Source organism: Streptomyces sp. NPDC058279 (assembly GCF_042881255.1).
Classification (GTDB): domain Bacteria; phylum Actinomycetota; class Actinomycetes; order Streptomycetales; family Streptomycetaceae; genus Streptomyces.
The window spans coordinates 113770-130244 of the sequence record NZ_JBHVYA010000012.1; the positions used below are offsets into that span (position 1 = coordinate 113770).

Sequence of the window (16475 nt, forward strand, 5' to 3'; positions counted from 1 at the left end):
CCCGGGCCCGGTCAGGGGCTGTCCGGGCCCGGCGCCTCCTTGGACAGGCGCGGGATGCCCGCGGCGGCGTAGGCGGCGGCTTCGTCGAGGGTTTCGGCGGCGAGCAGGGCCTCGGCGAGGTCGTCGAGCTGTGAGCGGTGCTCCCGGAGCAGGCGGCACGCCTCGGCGTAGCACTCGTCCACGATCCGTCGCATCTCGGCGTCGACGGCGTCGAGCGTCGCGGGGGCGGCGGAGAGGCCGTACGCGCCCTGGCCGTCCGAGGGGATCGCGGTCAGCCGGCCGACGCGTTCGCTCATGCCCCACCGGCCGACCATGCCGCGGACGAGGTTGGTGACCTGTTCGAGGTCGTTCTCGGCGCCCGTGGTGATCACGTCGTAGACGACGTGCTCGGCCGCCATGCCGCCGAGCGCGCCGATGATGCGCCCGCGCAGGTACGGCTCCGTGTACGCGTACCGGTCGGCGTCCGGGGTGGAGAGGGTGACGCCCAGGGCCCGGCCGCGCGGCACGATGGTGATCTTGCGGACGGGGTCGGCGCCGGGCTGGAGCATGCCCAGCAGGGCGTGGCCGCTCTCGTGGTAGGCCGTGCGGCGGCGTTCCTCCAGCGGCATGACGAGCGGACGTTCGGCGCCGAGCTGCACCTTCTCCAGGGCTTCTGAGAGGTCGGCCTGGGTGACCCGGGTCCGCTTGCGCTTGACGGCCAGCAGGGCGGCCTCGTTGGCCAGGTTGGCGAGCTCGGCGCCCGTCATGCCCGGGGTGGTACTGGCGACCCGGCCGAGGTCCACGCCGTCGGCCAGCGGGATCTCGCGGGTGTGGATGCGCAGGATCGCCTCGCGGCCGTGCTTGTCGGGCGGGGAGACCTGCACCAGCCGGTCGAAGCGGCCGGGCCGGGTCAGCGCCGGGTCCAGGACGTCCGCGCGGTTGGTGGCGGCGAGGACGACCACGCCCTCCGAGCCGGAAAAACCGTCCATCTCGGTGAGGATCTGGTTCAGCGTCTGTTCGCGTTCGTCGTGGCCGCCGAGTCCGGCGCCGGCGCCGCGCACGCGCCCGATGGTGTCGATCTCGTCGATGAAGATGATGGCGGGGGCGACCTTGCGCGCCTCGGTGAACAGTTCGCGGACGCGGGAGGCGCCGACGCCGACGATCATCTCGATGAACTCGGAGGCGGAGGCGGAGAAGAAGGGGACTCCGGCCTCTCCGGCGACCGCGCGGGCGAGCAGGGTCTTGCCGGTGCCGGGCAGGCCGGCGAGCAGGACGCCGCCGGGCATACGGGCGCCCATCTTGCGGTACTCCTGCGGGTTCTTGAGGAAGTCGACGACGTCGTTGAGCTCGCCCTCCACCTCGTCGATGCCGGCCACGTCCTCGAAGGTGGTGCGGGTGGCGCCCGGTTCCAGCTCGACCGGTTTCGGGGGCGCCTTGCGGCCCAGGCCGCCGAGTCCGCCGCCCATGGCGGAGCCCATCCGGCGGGCGATGACCACCCACAGCACGACCAGCAGCAGCATCGGCGCGAGCGAGATGAGCAGGTTGGCGAGGAAGCTGCGCTGGACGACGACGGGCGAGGCGGTCACCGTGACCTGGTGCTTGGTGAGGTTGGCCCACAGGTCGTCGTCGGCGAAGGCCGGGCGCTGGGTGACGAACTTGGTGTAGTCGCCCTTGCCGCCGTCCGGCTTCGGCGCCTCGGCCTTGAGCTGCCCCTGGATGGCGTCGCCCTTGGAGTAGATCTTCGAGACGTTTCCGGCGGCGACCTGCTTGCTGAACTCGGTGTAGGAGACCGTCGGCCCGTTGCCCTCGTTGAAGAACGACAGGACCAGGTTGGTGATCAGGAAGACGATCAGGGCCACGAGGATCAGGCCGCGCCATCCGCCGGCCATCCTCCGCTTCGGCGGCGGGGTGGGCGGCGCGCCCTCGGAACGCCAGGGGGTGTCGGCCCGGTCGCGGGGCGGTGCGGGGGTGGGGCTGGGCACGGGGCCTCCTTCTGCCGTCCTCCCGGCCGACCATAAGGGAGATACCGGGCCGATGCCCCCCGAAGGGTTCGTCCCGGGAACGGCGGAGGGCCCCGGCCGGCTGGTCGTTCCCGGGCCGGCCAGGGCCCTTCCTCCACGGCGCCGCGCGCCGTCGTCACGTCATGAGCCGCCGTTACTTCATGAACTTCTTGAACTCGTCCGGAAGGTCGAAGTCCTGGCCGGGCTGGGTCCCGCCCGCGGGCAGCCCGAACGGGTTGCCGCCGACGGCCGGCTCGACGGCCTGCGGCCCCTGCTCGCGCCGGGCCGCGGCCGCGGCCTCCTCTTCCTTGCGCTTCATCGGGTTGCCGCTCTTGCGCTTGCCCTTGGCCTGCTTGACCTGCTTCTTCTGCCGGCCGGGGCCGCCGCCCATCCCGGGGATGCCGGGCATGCCCGGCATGCCGCCGCCCTGGGCCATGCGGGACATCATCTTGCGCGCATCGAAGAAGCGCTCGACGAGGTTCTTGACGGCGCTGACCTCGACACCGGAACCCTTGGCGATACGGGCGCGGCGGGAGCCGTTGATGATGTGCGGGTCCTGGCGCTCGGCCGGGGTCATCGACTTGATGATGGCGGCGGTGCGGTCGACGTCGCGCTCGTCGATGTTGTTGATCTGGTCCTTGATCTGCCCCATGCCGGGCAGCATGCCGAGCAGCTTGGAGATGGAGCCCATCTTGCGGACCTGCTCCATCTGGGCCAGGAAGTCGTCGAGCGTGAACTCCTTGGGACCCTTCGCGAGCTTGGCCGCCATCTTCTCGGCCTCGGCCTGCGAGAAGGTCTTCTCGGCCTGCTCGATGAGGGTGAGCATGTCACCCATGTCGAGGATGCGGCCCGCCATGCGGTCGGGGTGGAAGGCGTCGAACTCGTCGAGCTTCTCACCGTTCGAGGCGAACATGATCTGCTTGCCGGTGACGTGCGCGATGGAGAGCGCGGCACCGCCCCGGGCGTCGCCGTCGAGCTTGGAGAGCACGACGCCGTCGAAGCCGACGCCGTCGCGGAACGCCTCGGCGGTGTTGACCGCGTCCTGGCCGATCATGGCGTCGACGACGAAGAGGATCTCGTCGGGGCTGACGGCGTCGCGGATGTCCGCGGCCTGCCGCATCAGCTCCTGGTCGATGCCGAGGCGACCGGCGGTGTCGACGATGACGATGTCGTACTGCTTGGTACGGGCGTACTCGACGGAGTCCTTGGCGACCTGGACCGGGTCACCGACGCCGTTGCCGGGCTGCGGCGCGTAGACGGCGACGCCGGCGCGCTCGGCGACGACGCTGAGCTGGTTGACGGCGTTGGGGCGCTGGAGGTCGCACGCGACGAGGAGCGGGGCGTGCCCCTGCCCCTTGAGCCACAGGCCGAGCTTTCCGGCGAGGGTGGTCTTACCGGCACCCTGGAGGCCGGCGAGCATGATCACGGTGGGCGCGGTCTTGGCGAAGCGCAGGCGCCGGGTCTCGCCGCCGAGGATCGAGACGAGCTCGTCGTTGACGATCTTGAGGACCTGCTGCCCCGGGTTCAGGGCCCTGCTGACCTCTTCGCCGCGCGCGCGTTCCTTGACGTTGGCGATGAAGGAACGGACGACGGGGAGCGCGACGTCGGCCTCGAGGAGGGCGATACGGATTTCCCGCGCCGCAGCGTCGATGTCCTGCTCGGAGAGGCGGCCTTTGCCCCGGAGGGACTTGAAGGTCGCGCTGAGGCGGTCGGAAAGCGTATCGAACACGGTGGTCGCGATTCCTCGGGTCGGGGGCGTGTGGTCGTCCCCCAGGGTATCGGCCCTTCACCGGTGGTGGGCCCTGCGGTCCGTCTCCGGTCCGGGGCCCGGCGTCGGGTGCGCCCGGCGCGGGCCCCACCGGCTCAGCGCAGGGCCGCCTCGACCGACGCCGCCAGGACGGCGGCGGCGCGGGCCGGCAGGGGTTTGCCGTCGGGGTCGACCACGTAGAGGGTGTCCACCGCGTTCGCGCCGAGCGTGGAGACGTGGGCGCTGCGGACGCGGACGCCGCCCGCGTCCAGGGCCCGGCCGATCCGGTGGAGCAGGCCCACGGCGTCGGGGGCCCGCACCTCCAGGACGGTGGCCAGGGAGGACGCGTCGGGCATCACCGTCACCCGGGGCGGCGGCGGGACCACCCCGCGCCGTCTGGGGTACGCGGCCTCCCGGTCGGCCAGCTTCGACGGGACGTCCAGCGACCCGTCGAGCGCCCGGACCAGGTCCGTGCGCAGCCGGGCGGCCTCCGGCAGGGCCCCGTACTCGGCGGCCACCCGCCAGCGGAACACCAGTACCTCCCCCAGCCGGTCCGGCAGCTCCAGCGAGCGCAGGTCGGCCGCGCGGACGGTCAGCCGGTGCAGTGCCAGCACCCCGGCCAGGGCGGGCAGCACCCCGGGCTGGTCGGGGACGGCGACGACCAGGTCCACCCCGACCGCGTCCTCCTCGTGCCGTGCCTCCAGGGCCAGGACCGGCTCCCCGGTGCGCAGCGCCTCCACCGCGAGGCGTTCCTGTTCGGTGACCGGGATGCCCAGTTCGGTGGGGGCGGGGGCCGCGCCCTTGAGGACCGCCCCCACCCGCGAGACGAGGTCCGCCACGAGCGAGCCGCGCCAGGTGCTCCAGGCCGCCGGGCCGGTGGCCAGCGCGTCGGCCTCGGTCAGCGCGTGCAGCAGCTCCAGGGTGCCCGCCGAGCCGACGGCCTCGGCGACGGAGCGCACGGTGGCCGGGTCGTCCAGGTCGCGCCGGGTGGCGGTGTCGATGAGCAGCAGGTGGTGGCGTACGAGGGCGCCGAGCACCGCCACGTCCTCGGCGTCGAAGCCGACGCGGGCGGCCATGTCCCGGGCGATGGTTTCCCCCGCCACCGAGTGGTCGCCGGGCCAGCCCTTGCCGATGTCGTGGAGCAGGGCGGCCATCAGGAGCAGGTCGGGGCGGCTGACGCGGCGGGTGAGGGCGGCGGCCCGGACCGCCGTCTCCACCAGGTGCCGGTCCACGGTCCAGGTGTGCACGGGGTTGCGCTGCGGCCGGCAGCGCACCCGCTCCCAGTCCGGCAGCAGCCGGGTGATCAGCCCCTCGGCTTCGAGCGCCTCCCACACCCCGACGGTCGGCTCGCCCGCGCCGAGCAGGGTGATCAGTTGCTCCCGCGCCTCGGCGGGCCAGGGCACGGGCAGCGCCTTGCCCTGGGCGGCGAGGCGGCGTACGGAGTGCAGGGAGACGGGCAGGCCCGCCTGCGCGGCGGCCGCCCCGAAGCGCAGCGCCAGCACGGGGTCCCGGTCGGGCCGGGCGGCGAGGGCGAGGACGGCCTCGCCGTCGGACTCCACGACGCCCTCGGCCAGCGGTGCCCGTTCCACGGCGGGCCCGCGGGCGCCCAGCAGCAGGCCGCGCAGCTTCGGCCGGGCGGCCCGGGACCGCAGGACCCGCCCGACCTCCCGCCAGGTGACGTCCCCGGCGTAGGAGATGACCCGTGCGGCCTCGTACACCTCGCGCAGCAGCGCGTCCGCGTCGAGCAGCCCGAGCCGCGCCGCGACCTGGTCCTGCTCCTGGAGGGAGAGCCGGTCGGTGGCCCGGCCCGTCACCAGGTGCAGCGCGTCCCGGGCGTCGAGCAGCCGCCGTCGGGCCTCGGCCAGCCCCTCGCGGGGGGCGTCGGCCAGCCACGACGCGGCGACGGCGCGCAGGGCGGCGGCGTCGCGGAGCCCGCCGCGGGCCTCCTTGAGGTCGGGCTCCAGCAGGAAGCGCAGTTCCCCGGCCTTCTCGGCCCGGTCACGGCAGAGGGCGTGCAGCTGTGGGAGCCGTTTGCCGGCCTGGTTGCGCCAGTCGGCCAGGACGGCGGTGCGCAGCCCGGCGAGGAGTCCGGCGTCGCCGGCGACGGGCCTCGCGTCGAGCAGTCCGAGCTGCACCTTGAGGTCCTCGGCGGCGGTCTTGCGGGCCTCGGCGGGGGTGCGCACGGAGTGGTCCAGGGCCACGCCCAGGTCCCACACGGGGTACCAGAGGCGGTCGGCGAGGGCGCCGAGTGCCTTGGCGGGGGCCTTGCCGTCGTGCAGGAGCAGCAGGTCCAGGTCGCTGCGGGGGGAGAGTTCGGCCCGCCCGTAGCCGCCGACGGCGACGAGGGCCGCGCCCCGGACGCCGGTCTCCCGCGCGGCCCTCGTGAACAGGGCGTTCAGCCAGTCGTCGGTCAGCGCGGACAGGGCGGAACGCCGGGCGGGCCCGGACCGCGACTCCTCCCGGAGGAGTCGCAGCCGGGCCGCGGCGTAGCCGCCGGGTCCCGAGACGTCCGGATCGGACGGCTCGGCGGTCGTGTTCTCCACACTCGTCACCCGGGGGCTCCCGTCGCCTAGAGCGCGTCCGCGCCGCGTTCGCCGGTGCGGACCCTGATGATCGAGTCCACCGGGACGCTCCACACCTTGCCGTCACCGATCTTGCCGGTGTGGGCGGCGGTGACCAGCACGTTCATCACGTCGTCGGCCGCGTCGTCCTCGACGACCACCTCGATGCGGATCTTCGGTACGAGGTCCACGGTGTACTCGGCGCCCCGGTAGACCTCGGTGTGGCCGCGCTGGCGGCCGTAGCCGCTGGCCTCGGAGACCGTGAGTCCCTGGACCCCGAACCGCTGGAGGGCGTCCTTGATCTCGTCGAGCCGGTGCGGCTTGACGATCGCGGTGATCAGCTTCATGCGTCAACCTTCTTGGTCGCGGCGGCGGCGTGGGCGGGTGCGGCGGTGCTCCGGGAGGAGGCGCCGCCGCCCGCCCCGCTGAAGTCGTAGGCGGTCTCGGCGTGCTCGACCTGGTCGATGCCGGAGACCTCGTCGTCCTCGGAGACCCGCATCCCGATCGTCTTGTCGAGCAGGAAGGCGAGGATCGCGGACGCGAGGAGAGAGTAGGCGAGGACGGCGAAGACGCCGACGGCCTGCTTGCCGAGCTGGTCCAGACCGCCGCCGTAGAAGAGGCCCTTGGCGTCGGACTGGACGCCGCCGGTGGCGAAGAGGCCGACGAGCAGGGAGCCGATGATCCCGCCGACGAGGTGGACGCCGACCACGTCGAGGGAGTCGTCGAAGTCGAACCGGTACTTCAGGCCGACCGCCATGGCGCAGACGACACCGGCGATGGCGCCGATGGCGATCGCGCCGAGCGGGGAGCAGGAGCCGCCGGAGGGGGTGATGGCGACGAGGCCGGCGACCGCGCCGGAAGCGGCGCCGAGGGTGGTGAAGGAGCCGTGCCGCAGCTTCTCGTAGCCGAGCCAGGCGAGCATGGCGGCGGCGGTGGCGACCTGGGTGTTGACGAACATGACGGCGCCGACGCCGTCGTCGTTGCCGAGCCAGGAGCCGGCGTTGAAGCCGAACCAGCCGAACCAGAGGAGGCCGGCACCCAGCATGACCAGCGGGAGGCTGTGGGGGCGCATCAGGTCCCTCTTGAAGCCGACGCGCTTGCCGATGACGAGGATCACGCCGAGGGCGGCGGCGCCGGCGTTGATGTGGACGGCGGTGCCGCCGGCGAAGTCGATGACGCCGAGCTTGAAGAGCCAGCCGCCGGTGCCCCAGACCCAGTGGGCGACGGGGAAGTAGACGAGGCTCACCCACAGGGCGGTGAACAGGGCCCACGCGCTGAACTTGACGCGGTCGGCGAGGGCGCCGCTGATCAGGGCGGGGGTGATGACGGCGAACATCAGCTGGAAGACGGCGAAGACGTAGACCGGGATGGTGTAGCCGTCCCAGAGCTCGGTGATGCCGATGCCGCTCAGTCCGACGTAGTCGGAGTTCCAGCCGATGACGGAGCCCACGTCGGTGCCGAAGGCGAGGCTGAAGCCGTAGAGGACCCACAGGATCGTGACGATCCCGAGGCTGATGAAGCTCATCATGAGCATGTTGAGGCTGCTCTTGACGCGGACCATGCCTCCGTAGAAGAAGGCGAGTCCCGGGGTCATCAGCATGACCAGGGCGGAGCAGATGAGCATGAACCCGGTGTTCGCGGCAGAGAGGGAGGGGGCGTCTGCCGCGAGGGTCGTGATGGCTGATGCCATCGGCGTCTCCTCGTCGTCGTACGTTCGCGTGCGGGCGATCGTGGCTACTTAAGCGGCGCGGGGTATGAGGCCCGCTGGTGTGGGCCTGGAGGCCGGCCGGTTAATGCCCCTGAGATTCGCGCAGCCCGGTTTCCGGCGCCGCCGCTCGATGTTTCGCACCGGTGACGAAGGCGGTCGTGGTGTTACGGGGGGATGAACGTCACGGAGCCGGCCGCGGCGGGGACCCGGGTGGCCTGGCTGGGGGAGCCTGATCGGGCTTCACGGGGTCGGCCGCCGCGGCCGGGGCTGGGGGGACGGCTGTCAGGGCCGTCAGACGGCCTCCGCCGCTTCGGGGAGCCGGGAGGCGAGGTGATCGGTGAGCCGGACCACCTCGGCGACGTCGCCGTACTCACGGGCCGCGGTGTCGACGGTCTTGCGCAGCCGGGTGTTCACCCGTTCGGACCGTACTTTTCGCGCCACGTCGAGGGCCTGGTCGACGAGGACGGTCGCCTGCTCGGGCTCGCGCTGGAGGAGGTGGACCGTGGCCATGCCGATGAGGTTCAGGGCGTACGAGCGCTGGTGCTCCGGGTCCTTCGCGAACAGCTCGACGGCCCGTTCCATGACGGGTTCGGCGAGGGAGGCGTAGGTGGGGCTACGGCCGGCGACGTAGGCGAGGTCCCGGTAGGAGTGGGAGTTCTCGCCGTTGAGCTCGGCCTCGGAGAAGAAGCGGATCCAGTCGGGCTCGGGCTCGCCGTCGAAACCGACGTCGCCGAAGGTGTCCTCGGCCATCCGGACGGCGCGCTTGCAGCGGCTGGGCTGGCCCATGTTGGCGTACGCACGGGCCTCCATCGCATACAGCATGGCCTGGGTGCGGGGGCCGGCGCAGTCGCGGCTTCCGTACTGGGCGAGGTGGATGAGCTCCAGGGCGTCCTCGGGGCGCCCGAGGTGGATCATCTGACGGCCCATGTTGGAGAGGATGTAGGAGCCGAGCGGCTTGTCGCCGCCCTCCTTGGCGGCGTGCAGCGCGAGGACGAAGTACTTCTGCGCGGTGGGGTGCAGGCCGATGTCGTAGCTCATCCAGCCCGCCAGTTCGGCGAGTTCGGCGGCGACCTTGAAGAGGCGTTTCATGACGGACGCCGGGTGGCTCTCCTGGAGCAGGTCGGTGACCTCGTGGAGCTGTCCGACGACCGCCTTGCGGCGCAGGCCGCCGCCGCACTGGGCGTCCCACTGGCGGAACATCACCGTGGTGGCTTCGAGCAGGTCGAGTTCCGGATCGGAGAGCCCGGCCGGCCGGTAACCCCCGACGGGTCCCGCCGGGCCGCCCTCGGTGCGCGATCCGGGGTCGGCGGCCGGGACCGGGACGAGCCAGCGCTGCATGGGCTCGATGAGGGCGGGACCGGCGGAGAGGGCGAGCGAGGTCCCCAGGAAGCCGCGGCGGGCCAGCATCAGGTCGCTGCGGGAGAACTCGCTGAGCAGTTCGACCGTCTGCGGTCCGGCCCAGGGCAGGTCGACGCCGGACACGGACGGGGTCTGGTGGGCGGTGCGCAGGCCGAGCTGTTCGATGGCGACGACGGAACCGAAGCGTTCGGAGAACAGCTCGGACAGGATGCGCGGGACGGGTTCGCGGGGCTGTTCACCGTCGAGCCAGCGGCGTACCCGCGAGGTGTCGGTGCTGATGTGGTGGGCGCCCATCTGGCGGGCCCGGCGGTTGACCTGACGGGCGAGTTCACCCTTGGACCAGCCGCTGCGCACGAACCAGGAACCGAGCTGCTCGTTGCGGACGACGGTGTCCGACGGCGCCTCCGAGGACGCGGACGACTGCCCGTTCGTTCCGCTTGCGCCGTTGCCGCTCACTGGAACGCCCCCATCCGTTAAGCCTCTTCCGCACAAACCCTGACCGGAACATCGACCACCGCCGCGGACTTCACAAGTCCTTCACGTATTGCCTCCGGCATACCCACGGATGGGCTCACCTCCGGGGTTCGTGCACCGAAAGTAATCCTACGATCACCCCTCCGGCGAGGCCGACCGTGGAAACGCCACCATTCGCCACCCCTTCGAATGAACTCGCCACCGGCCAGGCGCGATTCACTTGACAGGAAGGCGAAACGGAATGGTTGGACGGGAGCACGGACGGGGCGCGCGCGGCGAGGAGTGCGCCGGGCGACCCCGAGGGAAGCCGTACCCCGTCCCGCCGGACATCAGGTCTCGCCGGCGTCGTAACCACCGGCGCGTCCGACCCGTTGGAGGGGGCATGGGCATGGGCTTCACGATCGGCGGCAGCCGCGGCACCAAGGAGTTCCGTTCCGGCTCGCGGCGGCGCGGACGGGCCTCGGAGTGCACGGCGGTGGCCGAGTACACCGGGCTGTGGGGCTGGGACGCGGTCCCCGGCGCCCGCGCCGCGGCACCCGGACGCGACTGCTCCTGCGGTCATACGAATTGCCGCGCACCGGGGGCGCACCCGCTGGACTTCGCCCCCACCGTGCCCGCGGGGGCGACCCTGGGCGAGGTCGCCGAAATCTGGGACGAGTACCCGGGCGCCGCGATCCTGCTCCCCGTCGGCCGCGTCTTCGACGTCATCGAGGTCTCCGAGGAAGCCGGCCGGCGCGCGCTGGTCCGGCTGGAGCGGATGGGCCTGCCGCTCGGGCCCGTCACGGTGACCCCGGACGGCCGGGCGCAGTTCTTCGTGGCCCCGGGGGCGGCGGCCGGGCTGCCGCAGTTGCTCTACCGGATGGGCTGGGACGACGCCGATCTGGACCTGCGCGCCCTGGGCACCGGCGCCTTCCTGACGGCCCCGCCCTCCGACCACGCGGGCCTCGGCCCGGCCGCCTGGCTGCGCCCGCCCGCGCTCGACTGCGTGGGCGGCGCTCCGCAGGCCCGGCTGCTGCTCGGGACCCTGGCGTACATCTGCCACCGCTTCCGCCACTGAACCCCCTGGTCGCACCGGTGCCCCCGGGTCCGGTCCGGACGCGGGGGCACCGGCGTACGTACGGCGGCGCGGACGCAGGCGGGCCCGCGCGGCTCAGTCGCCGATCAGGGCGTCGACGAACGCCTCCGGCTCGAAGGGGGCCAGGTCGTCCGGACCCTCGCCGAGACCGATCAGCTTGACGGGGACGCCCAGCTCGCGCTGGACGGCGACGACGATGCCGCCCTTCGCGGTGCCGTCGAGCTTGGTCAGCACGATGCCGGTGATGTCCACGACCTCGGCGAAGACCCGCGCCTGGGTCAGGCCGTTCTGCCCGGTGGTCGCGTCCAGGACCAGCAGCACCTCGTCCAGCGGGCCGTGCTTCTCCACGACGCGCTTGACCTTGCCGAGCTCGTCCATGAGCCCGGTCTTGGTGTGCAGCCGGCCGGCGGTGTCGATGAGCACCACGTCGGCGCCCTCGGCGATGCCCTCCTTGACCGCGTCGTAGGCGATCGAGGCGGGGTCGCCGCCCTCGGGGCCGCGGACGGTGCGCGCGCCGACCCGGTCGCCCCAGGTCTGGAGCTGGTCGGCGGCGGCCGCGCGGAAGGTGTCGGCCGCGCCGAGCACGACGCTGCGGCCGTCGGCGACCAGCACCCGGGCCAGCTTGCCGGTGGTCGTGGTCTTGCCGGTGCCGTTGACGCCGACGACCATCACGACACCCGGGGTGTCCACGCCGCTCTCGGTCTTCACCGCGCGGTCGAAGTCGGTGCCGACCAGCGTGAGCAGCTCTTCCTTCAACAGGGTGCGCAGTTCGGCCGGGGTGCGGGTACCGAGCACCCGGACCCGCTCGCGGAGCCGGTCCACCAGCTCCTGCGTCGGGACGACACCGACGTCGGCGATGAGGAGGGTCTCCTCGATCTCCTCCCAGGTGTCCTCGTCGAGGTGCTCGCGGGAGAGCAGCGTGAGCAGCCCCTTGCCGAGCGAGTTCTGCGAACGGGCGAGCCGCGCGCGCAGCCGGACCAGACGGCCGGCGGTGGGCTCGGGCACCTCGATCTCGGGGGCGGGCGCGAGCCCGACCACCGGGTCCTCGACGGCGACCGGCGACTCGACGGCGGTCTGCGCGTCGGGGAGCTCGACCTCCTCGATCGTGCGGCGCGGCTCTTCCGCCGTCGGTGCGGCGTCCTCCCCGACCTGCGGTTCGGCGGGCGGGGCAGTGATGGTCGGCGGGCTCGGCGGCGCCGTGGGCGGCAGCTGCTTCTTCTTGCGGCTGCTGACCACGAGCCCGCTGACCGCGCCGACCGCGACCAGGGCGATGACTACAGCGAGAATGAGGATTTCCATAACGCACCCAGTATGGCGTGAGGTCCCCCGGCTCCCCCGAGCCGGAGCTGCGCCCGGGGCGTGAATCCTCAATTTGTGCTTTTCCGGGCGAAAATACGATGATGTACGACTCCCCCCACATCCCCGGAGTCGCACATGCCTGCCGAGCCCGCAGAGTCCGCGGTCGAGACCCGCGGCCTGGAGCCCGTCCCCGACAGCGAGCGCGGCGGTCGCGTCCGCGAGCTCGTCCCCACCTGGGTCGCCGCCAACATCAGCGTGCTGCTGCTGACCATGGGCGCCGGGCTGGTGATCTTCAACAAGCTGAACATCTGGCAGGTGCTCGTCGTCGCGCTCGCCGCGCCCGTCGTCTCGTACGGCATGGTCGGGCTGATCTCGATCGCGGGCAAGCGCGGCGGCTCCCCGGGCATGGCGCTCTCGCGGGCGGTCTTCGGGCAGCGCGGGAACCTCTTCCCCGGCGCGCTGATCTGGGTGGCCCGCTGGGGCTGGGAGACCATCAACGCGGTGAGCGGCGCCTACGCCGTCCTGACCGTCCTGGACCTCCTCTTCGGCGTGCGGCCCAACACCCCGCTGATCGTCGTCACGCTGCTGTTCTTCGTCACCTGCACGTTCGTGGTGTCGGGGCTCGGCATCAACGCCCTGCGGGTCTGCTCGAAGTGGTCGACGTACCTCTTCGGCGCGTTCAGCGTGCTGGTGCTCGGCTATCTGGTCCTCACCACCGACTGGGCCGCCGTCTTCGACAAGCCGGCCGGCTCCACCGCCATGATGATCGCGGGCATCGGCACGATCGCGGCGGGCGGGATCAGCTGGGTCCCGTCCGGTCCGGACTTCACCCGGTACCTGCCGCGCACCGCGTCCGCCAAGGGCATGGTCGGCGCGACGATCGGCGGCGCGGGGATCGTCGTCCTGCCCATGGTGCTCATGGGCGCGGTGATGGCGGTCGGCACTCCCGACCTGGCGTCCGCCGCGGACCCGGTCTCCTTCATCGGGGAGCTGCTGCCGGTCTGGCTGGCGGTCCCTTACCTGCTCATCGCGCTCGTGGGCATGCTGCTGATCAACTCGATGTCCATGTACTCGGCCGGCTTCACCGCGCAGACCCTGGGCATCAAGGTGCCGCGCGCCTGGGCCGTCAGCGTCAACGCCGTCATCAGCCTGGTGTTCGGCTTCCTGCTGATGGTGGTCGCCAAGAGCTTCTTCGGCTCGTTCATCTCCTTCCTGACGCTGCTGGCCGTGGCCTTCTCGGCGTGGATCGGCGTCTTCGGCGTGGACATGCTGCGGCGCAAGACCTACGACGGCCCCGCGCTCCTGGACACGACCCGGGGCAGCGCCTACTGGTACCGCGGCGGCTTCGCCTGGCAGGCCATGACGGCCTGGGGCGCGGCGCTGGTGGTGGGCCTGCTGTTCACCAAGGTGGACTGGTTCGCCGGACCGCTGTCCGGGAGCTGGCTCGGGCGGAACGGGCTGGGTTGGGCGGTCGGCGTCCTCACCTCCGGCGCGCTGTACGCCGTACTGCCGCGCACCGCGCCGTCCGAGGCGGCGGCCGAGCCGGAAGAACCCGCGCTCGCCGAAGCCCTGTCCAACTGACGCTACGTCAGCTAACGTCCCCCTTCGCCCGTCCACCCCACCAGGCGAAGGGGGACTCCGCCATGCCCATCACCGTGGTCCGGTTCAATCTGGTCGAGCCGAACGGCACCCCGGAGAGCCTGCGCGACCGCTACCGGGCGGCCCTGGAGATGGCCCGGTACGCGGACGACCACGGGGTCGACACGATCCAGACCGAGGAGCACCACGGCACGGACAACAACTGGCTGCCCTCGCCCTTCGCCTTCGCGGGAGCGGTGTTCGGGGCCACGCGCCGGATCGCCGTCACCGTCTCGGCGATCATCGGGCCGCTCTACGACCCGTTGAAGGCGGCGGAGGACATCGCCGTCCTCGACCTGCTGAGCGGTGGCCGGCTGGTGACCGTCGCGGGCATCGGCTACCGGCCGCAGGAGTACGAGCAGCAGGGGGTGGAGTGGGGCCGGCGCGGCAAGCTCCAGGACGAGCTGCTGGAGACGCTGCTGCGGGCCTGGACCGGCGAGCCCTTCGTCTTCCGCGGCCGCACGGTACGGGTCACCCCGCGGCCGTTCACCCGGCCGCACCCGCTGCTGCTGGTCGGCGGCAGCTCCGAGGCGGCGGCCCGGCGCGCGGCCCGGCTGGGGCTGCCGTTCTTCCCGAGCGCGCACCTCCCGGAGCTGGAGGCGTACTACCGGGGGAAGCTGGCGGAGTACGACACGGAGGGCTTCTGCGTGATGCCCGCCGCCGAGACCCCGCTGCTGCACATCGCGGAGGACCCGGACCGGGTGTGGGCCGAGCACGGCGGGTGCTTCCTGCACGAGGCGGGCGTGTACGCCTCCTGGCAGTCCAAGGACATCCGCAGCGCGGTGCGCTCGACCGCGCGCTCGGTGCCGGAGCTGCGCGCGGAGGGCGTGTACCGGGTCCTGACCCCGGAGCAGGCGGTGGAGTACGCCCGGGGGGCGGGCGACGCGGGGAACCTGGTGCTGCACCCGCTGTGCGGCGGGATGCCCGTCGACGAGGGCCGGCGCAGCCTGCGACTGCTGTGCGAACAGGTACTGCCCCGGCTCAAGGGCTGAGCCGGGGCAGTACCTGTCGAAGAGGAGAGGGGGTGGTGGCGGGGATGATTACCCCATCTCCTCCAACGCCTTGCCCTTGGTCTCCGGCACCCACTTGAGGATGAACGGGATCGAGAGCGCGGCGAAGACCGCGTAGATGACGTACGCCCCGGACAGGCTCCAGGCGGCCAGCGACGGGAACGTGACGGTGATGACCCAGTTGGCGATCCACTGGGCGGAGGCGGCGACGCCGAGCGCCGCGGCGCGGATGCGGTTGGGGAACATCTCGCCGAGCAGCACCCAGACCACCACGCCCCAGGACAGGGCGAAGAAGAGGACGAAGGAGTGCGCGGCGACCAGCGCGACCGTGCCCTGGGTGTCGGGCATGGAGATGTTGTCGCCGGTGCCCTCCTTGAAGGAGAACGCCCACGCGGCGAAGCCGAGGGAGATCGCCATGCCGACGGAGCCGATGAGGGCGAGCGGCTTGCGGCCGAGCCGGTCCACGAAGATCATCGCGATCACCGTGCCGATGATGTTGATGATCGAGGTGGTGAAGGAGTAGAGGAACGAGCTGCTCGGGTCGATGCCGACGGACTGCCACAGCGCGGAGCTGTAGTAGAAGATCACGTTGATGCCGACGAGCTGCTGGAAGACGGAGAGGCCGATGCCGATCCAGACGATGGGCAGGAAGGCGAAGCGGCCGCCGAGCAGGTCCCGGAAGGTGGACTTGTGCTCGGAGCGCATCGCGTGCTCGATCTCGGCGGCCCGCGCGTCGAGGTCGACGCCGGAACCCTCGACCTCGCCCAGCACCTTCTTGGCGTCGGCGGTACGGCCGATCGAGATCAGGAAGCGCGGGGACTCGGGGATGACGAAGGACATCAGCCCGTAGAGGACGGCCGGGACGACCATCACGCCGAGCATCCACTGCCAGGCTTCGAGGCCGCCGATCTTGCCACGCTGGTCGCCGTCGGCGAGGTTCAGGATGCCCCAGTTGACCAGCTGCGAGACGGCGATGCCGATGACGATGGCCGCCTGCTGGAACGAGGCGAGCCGGCCGCGGTAGGCGGCCGGCGAGACCTCGGCGATGTAGGCGGGGCCGATGACCGAGGCCATGCCGATGCCGAAGCCGCCGATGACGCGCCACATGGCCAGGTCCCAGAGGGCGAACGGCAGCGCGGAGCCGACGGCGCTCACGGTGAACAGGGTGGCGGCGATCTGCATGCAGCGGATACGGCCGATCCGGTCGGCGATCCGGCCGGCAGTGGCCGCGCCGATCGCACAGCCGATCAGGGCTGCCGCGATCACCTGCGCGAGGGTTCCGGGGCCGACGTCGAAGCGGTCCCGGATCGCGACGACGGCGCCGTTGATGACCGAGCTGTCGTATCCGAAGAGGAAACCGCCCATGGCCGCGGCCGCGGTGATGAAGATGACGTGCCCGAGGTGGTCGGGGTGGGGCGGGCGTCCGCCGCCCGAGGCCGACGCCTGCTCTGTTCTGCTGGTCAAGGTCTGCTCCTGCGTGCCCGGCTGCGGTGGCGGGTGGGGGTGGTTCCTTCCAAGTGGCGCACAAGTGGGGAACCGGCACCACCCGAAGGGATAAGGCAGCGGAGCAGAGCTTATGTCTTCAGTTTGTGAAGTCAACACTTCGGCGAAGTTACGTTCACAAG

At 72.0% G+C, this 16475-nt stretch carries 11 protein-coding genes; 3 read left to right on the forward strand and 8 right to left on the reverse strand.

Annotated features, from left to right (window positions below; genetic code table 11):
• Nucleotides 1–11: 11 nt before the first annotated feature.
• The 6 genes from ftsH to ACFVXJ_RS22525 all read right to left on the reverse strand — a co-directional run bounded on the left by ftsH (nucleotide 12) and on the right by ACFVXJ_RS22525 (nucleotide 9810).
• Nucleotides 12–1961, reverse strand: coding sequence for an ATP-dependent zinc metalloprotease FtsH (gene ftsH, locus ACFVXJ_RS22500; protein WP_389664079.1), 1950 nt, complete (start codon nucleotides 1959–1961; stop codon nucleotides 12–14).
• A 172-nt stretch (nucleotides 1962–2133) separates the two neighbouring features.
• Entirely contained in the window at nucleotides 2134–3708 is a 1575-nt protein-coding gene (gene ffh, locus ACFVXJ_RS22505) for a signal recognition particle protein (RefSeq protein ID WP_389664081.1), read from the reverse strand.
• 134 nt (nucleotides 3709–3842) lie between these two features.
• Nucleotides 3843–6278, reverse strand: a complete 2436-nt coding sequence (locus tag ACFVXJ_RS22510) for a [protein-PII] uridylyltransferase (RefSeq protein ID WP_389664083.1) — start codon at nucleotides 6276–6278, stop codon at nucleotides 3843–3845.
• Nucleotides 6279–6295: 17 nt separating this feature from the next.
• A complete protein-coding gene (locus ACFVXJ_RS22515) occupies nucleotides 6296–6634 on the reverse strand; it encodes a P-II family nitrogen regulator (RefSeq protein ID WP_361308925.1) in 339 nt (112 codons plus the stop codon).
• Nucleotides 6631–7977 carry an ammonium transporter gene (locus tag ACFVXJ_RS22520; protein ID WP_389664084.1) on the reverse strand — a complete coding sequence of 449 codons (1347 nt, stop codon included), beginning with the start codon at nucleotides 7975–7977 and terminating at the stop codon, nucleotides 6631–6633. The genes ACFVXJ_RS22515 and ACFVXJ_RS22520 overlap by 4 nt, the downstream gene beginning before the upstream one ends.
• Nucleotides 7978–8286: 309 nt before the next feature.
• Entirely contained in the window at nucleotides 8287–9810 is a 1524-nt protein-coding gene (locus ACFVXJ_RS22525) for a hypothetical protein (protein WP_389664086.1), read from the reverse strand.
• A 406-nt stretch (nucleotides 9811–10216) separates the two neighbouring features.
• On the opposite strand from ACFVXJ_RS22525, the gene ACFVXJ_RS22530 reads away from it, so the two are divergent.
• Nucleotides 10217–10885, forward strand: coding sequence for a bifunctional DNA primase/polymerase (locus ACFVXJ_RS22530; protein WP_389664088.1), 669 nt, complete (start codon nucleotides 10217–10219; stop codon nucleotides 10883–10885).
• A 93-nt stretch (nucleotides 10886–10978) separates the two neighbouring features.
• On the opposite strand, the gene ftsY is transcribed toward ACFVXJ_RS22530, so the two are convergent.
• Nucleotides 10979–12202 carry a signal recognition particle-docking protein FtsY gene (ftsY, locus tag ACFVXJ_RS22535; RefSeq protein WP_389664089.1) on the reverse strand — a complete coding sequence of 408 codons (1224 nt, stop codon included), beginning with the start codon at nucleotides 12200–12202 and terminating at the stop codon, nucleotides 10979–10981.
• Between the two features lie 135 nt (nucleotides 12203–12337).
• Between ftsY and ACFVXJ_RS22540 the strand changes: the two genes are divergently transcribed.
• Nucleotides 12338–13783 (forward strand): cytosine permease, encoded by a 1446-nt coding sequence (locus ACFVXJ_RS22540; RefSeq protein ID WP_389664091.1) that lies wholly within the window; start codon nucleotides 12338–12340, stop codon nucleotides 13781–13783.
• Between the two features lie 62 nt (nucleotides 13784–13845).
• The gene (locus ACFVXJ_RS22545) at nucleotides 13846–14832 is read left to right on the forward strand and encodes an LLM class flavin-dependent oxidoreductase (RefSeq protein WP_389664093.1); all 987 of its coding nucleotides are present in this window, start codon (nucleotides 13846–13848) and stop codon (nucleotides 14830–14832) included.
• Nucleotides 14833–14880: 48 nt separating this feature from the next.
• Here ACFVXJ_RS22545 and ACFVXJ_RS22550 read toward each other — a convergent pair whose 3' ends face one another.
• Complete coding sequence (locus ACFVXJ_RS22550) at nucleotides 14881–16314, reverse strand: sugar porter family MFS transporter (RefSeq protein ID WP_389664095.1); 1434 nt, start codon at nucleotides 16312–16314, stop codon at nucleotides 14881–14883.
• Nucleotides 16315–16475: the final 161 nt, after the last annotated feature.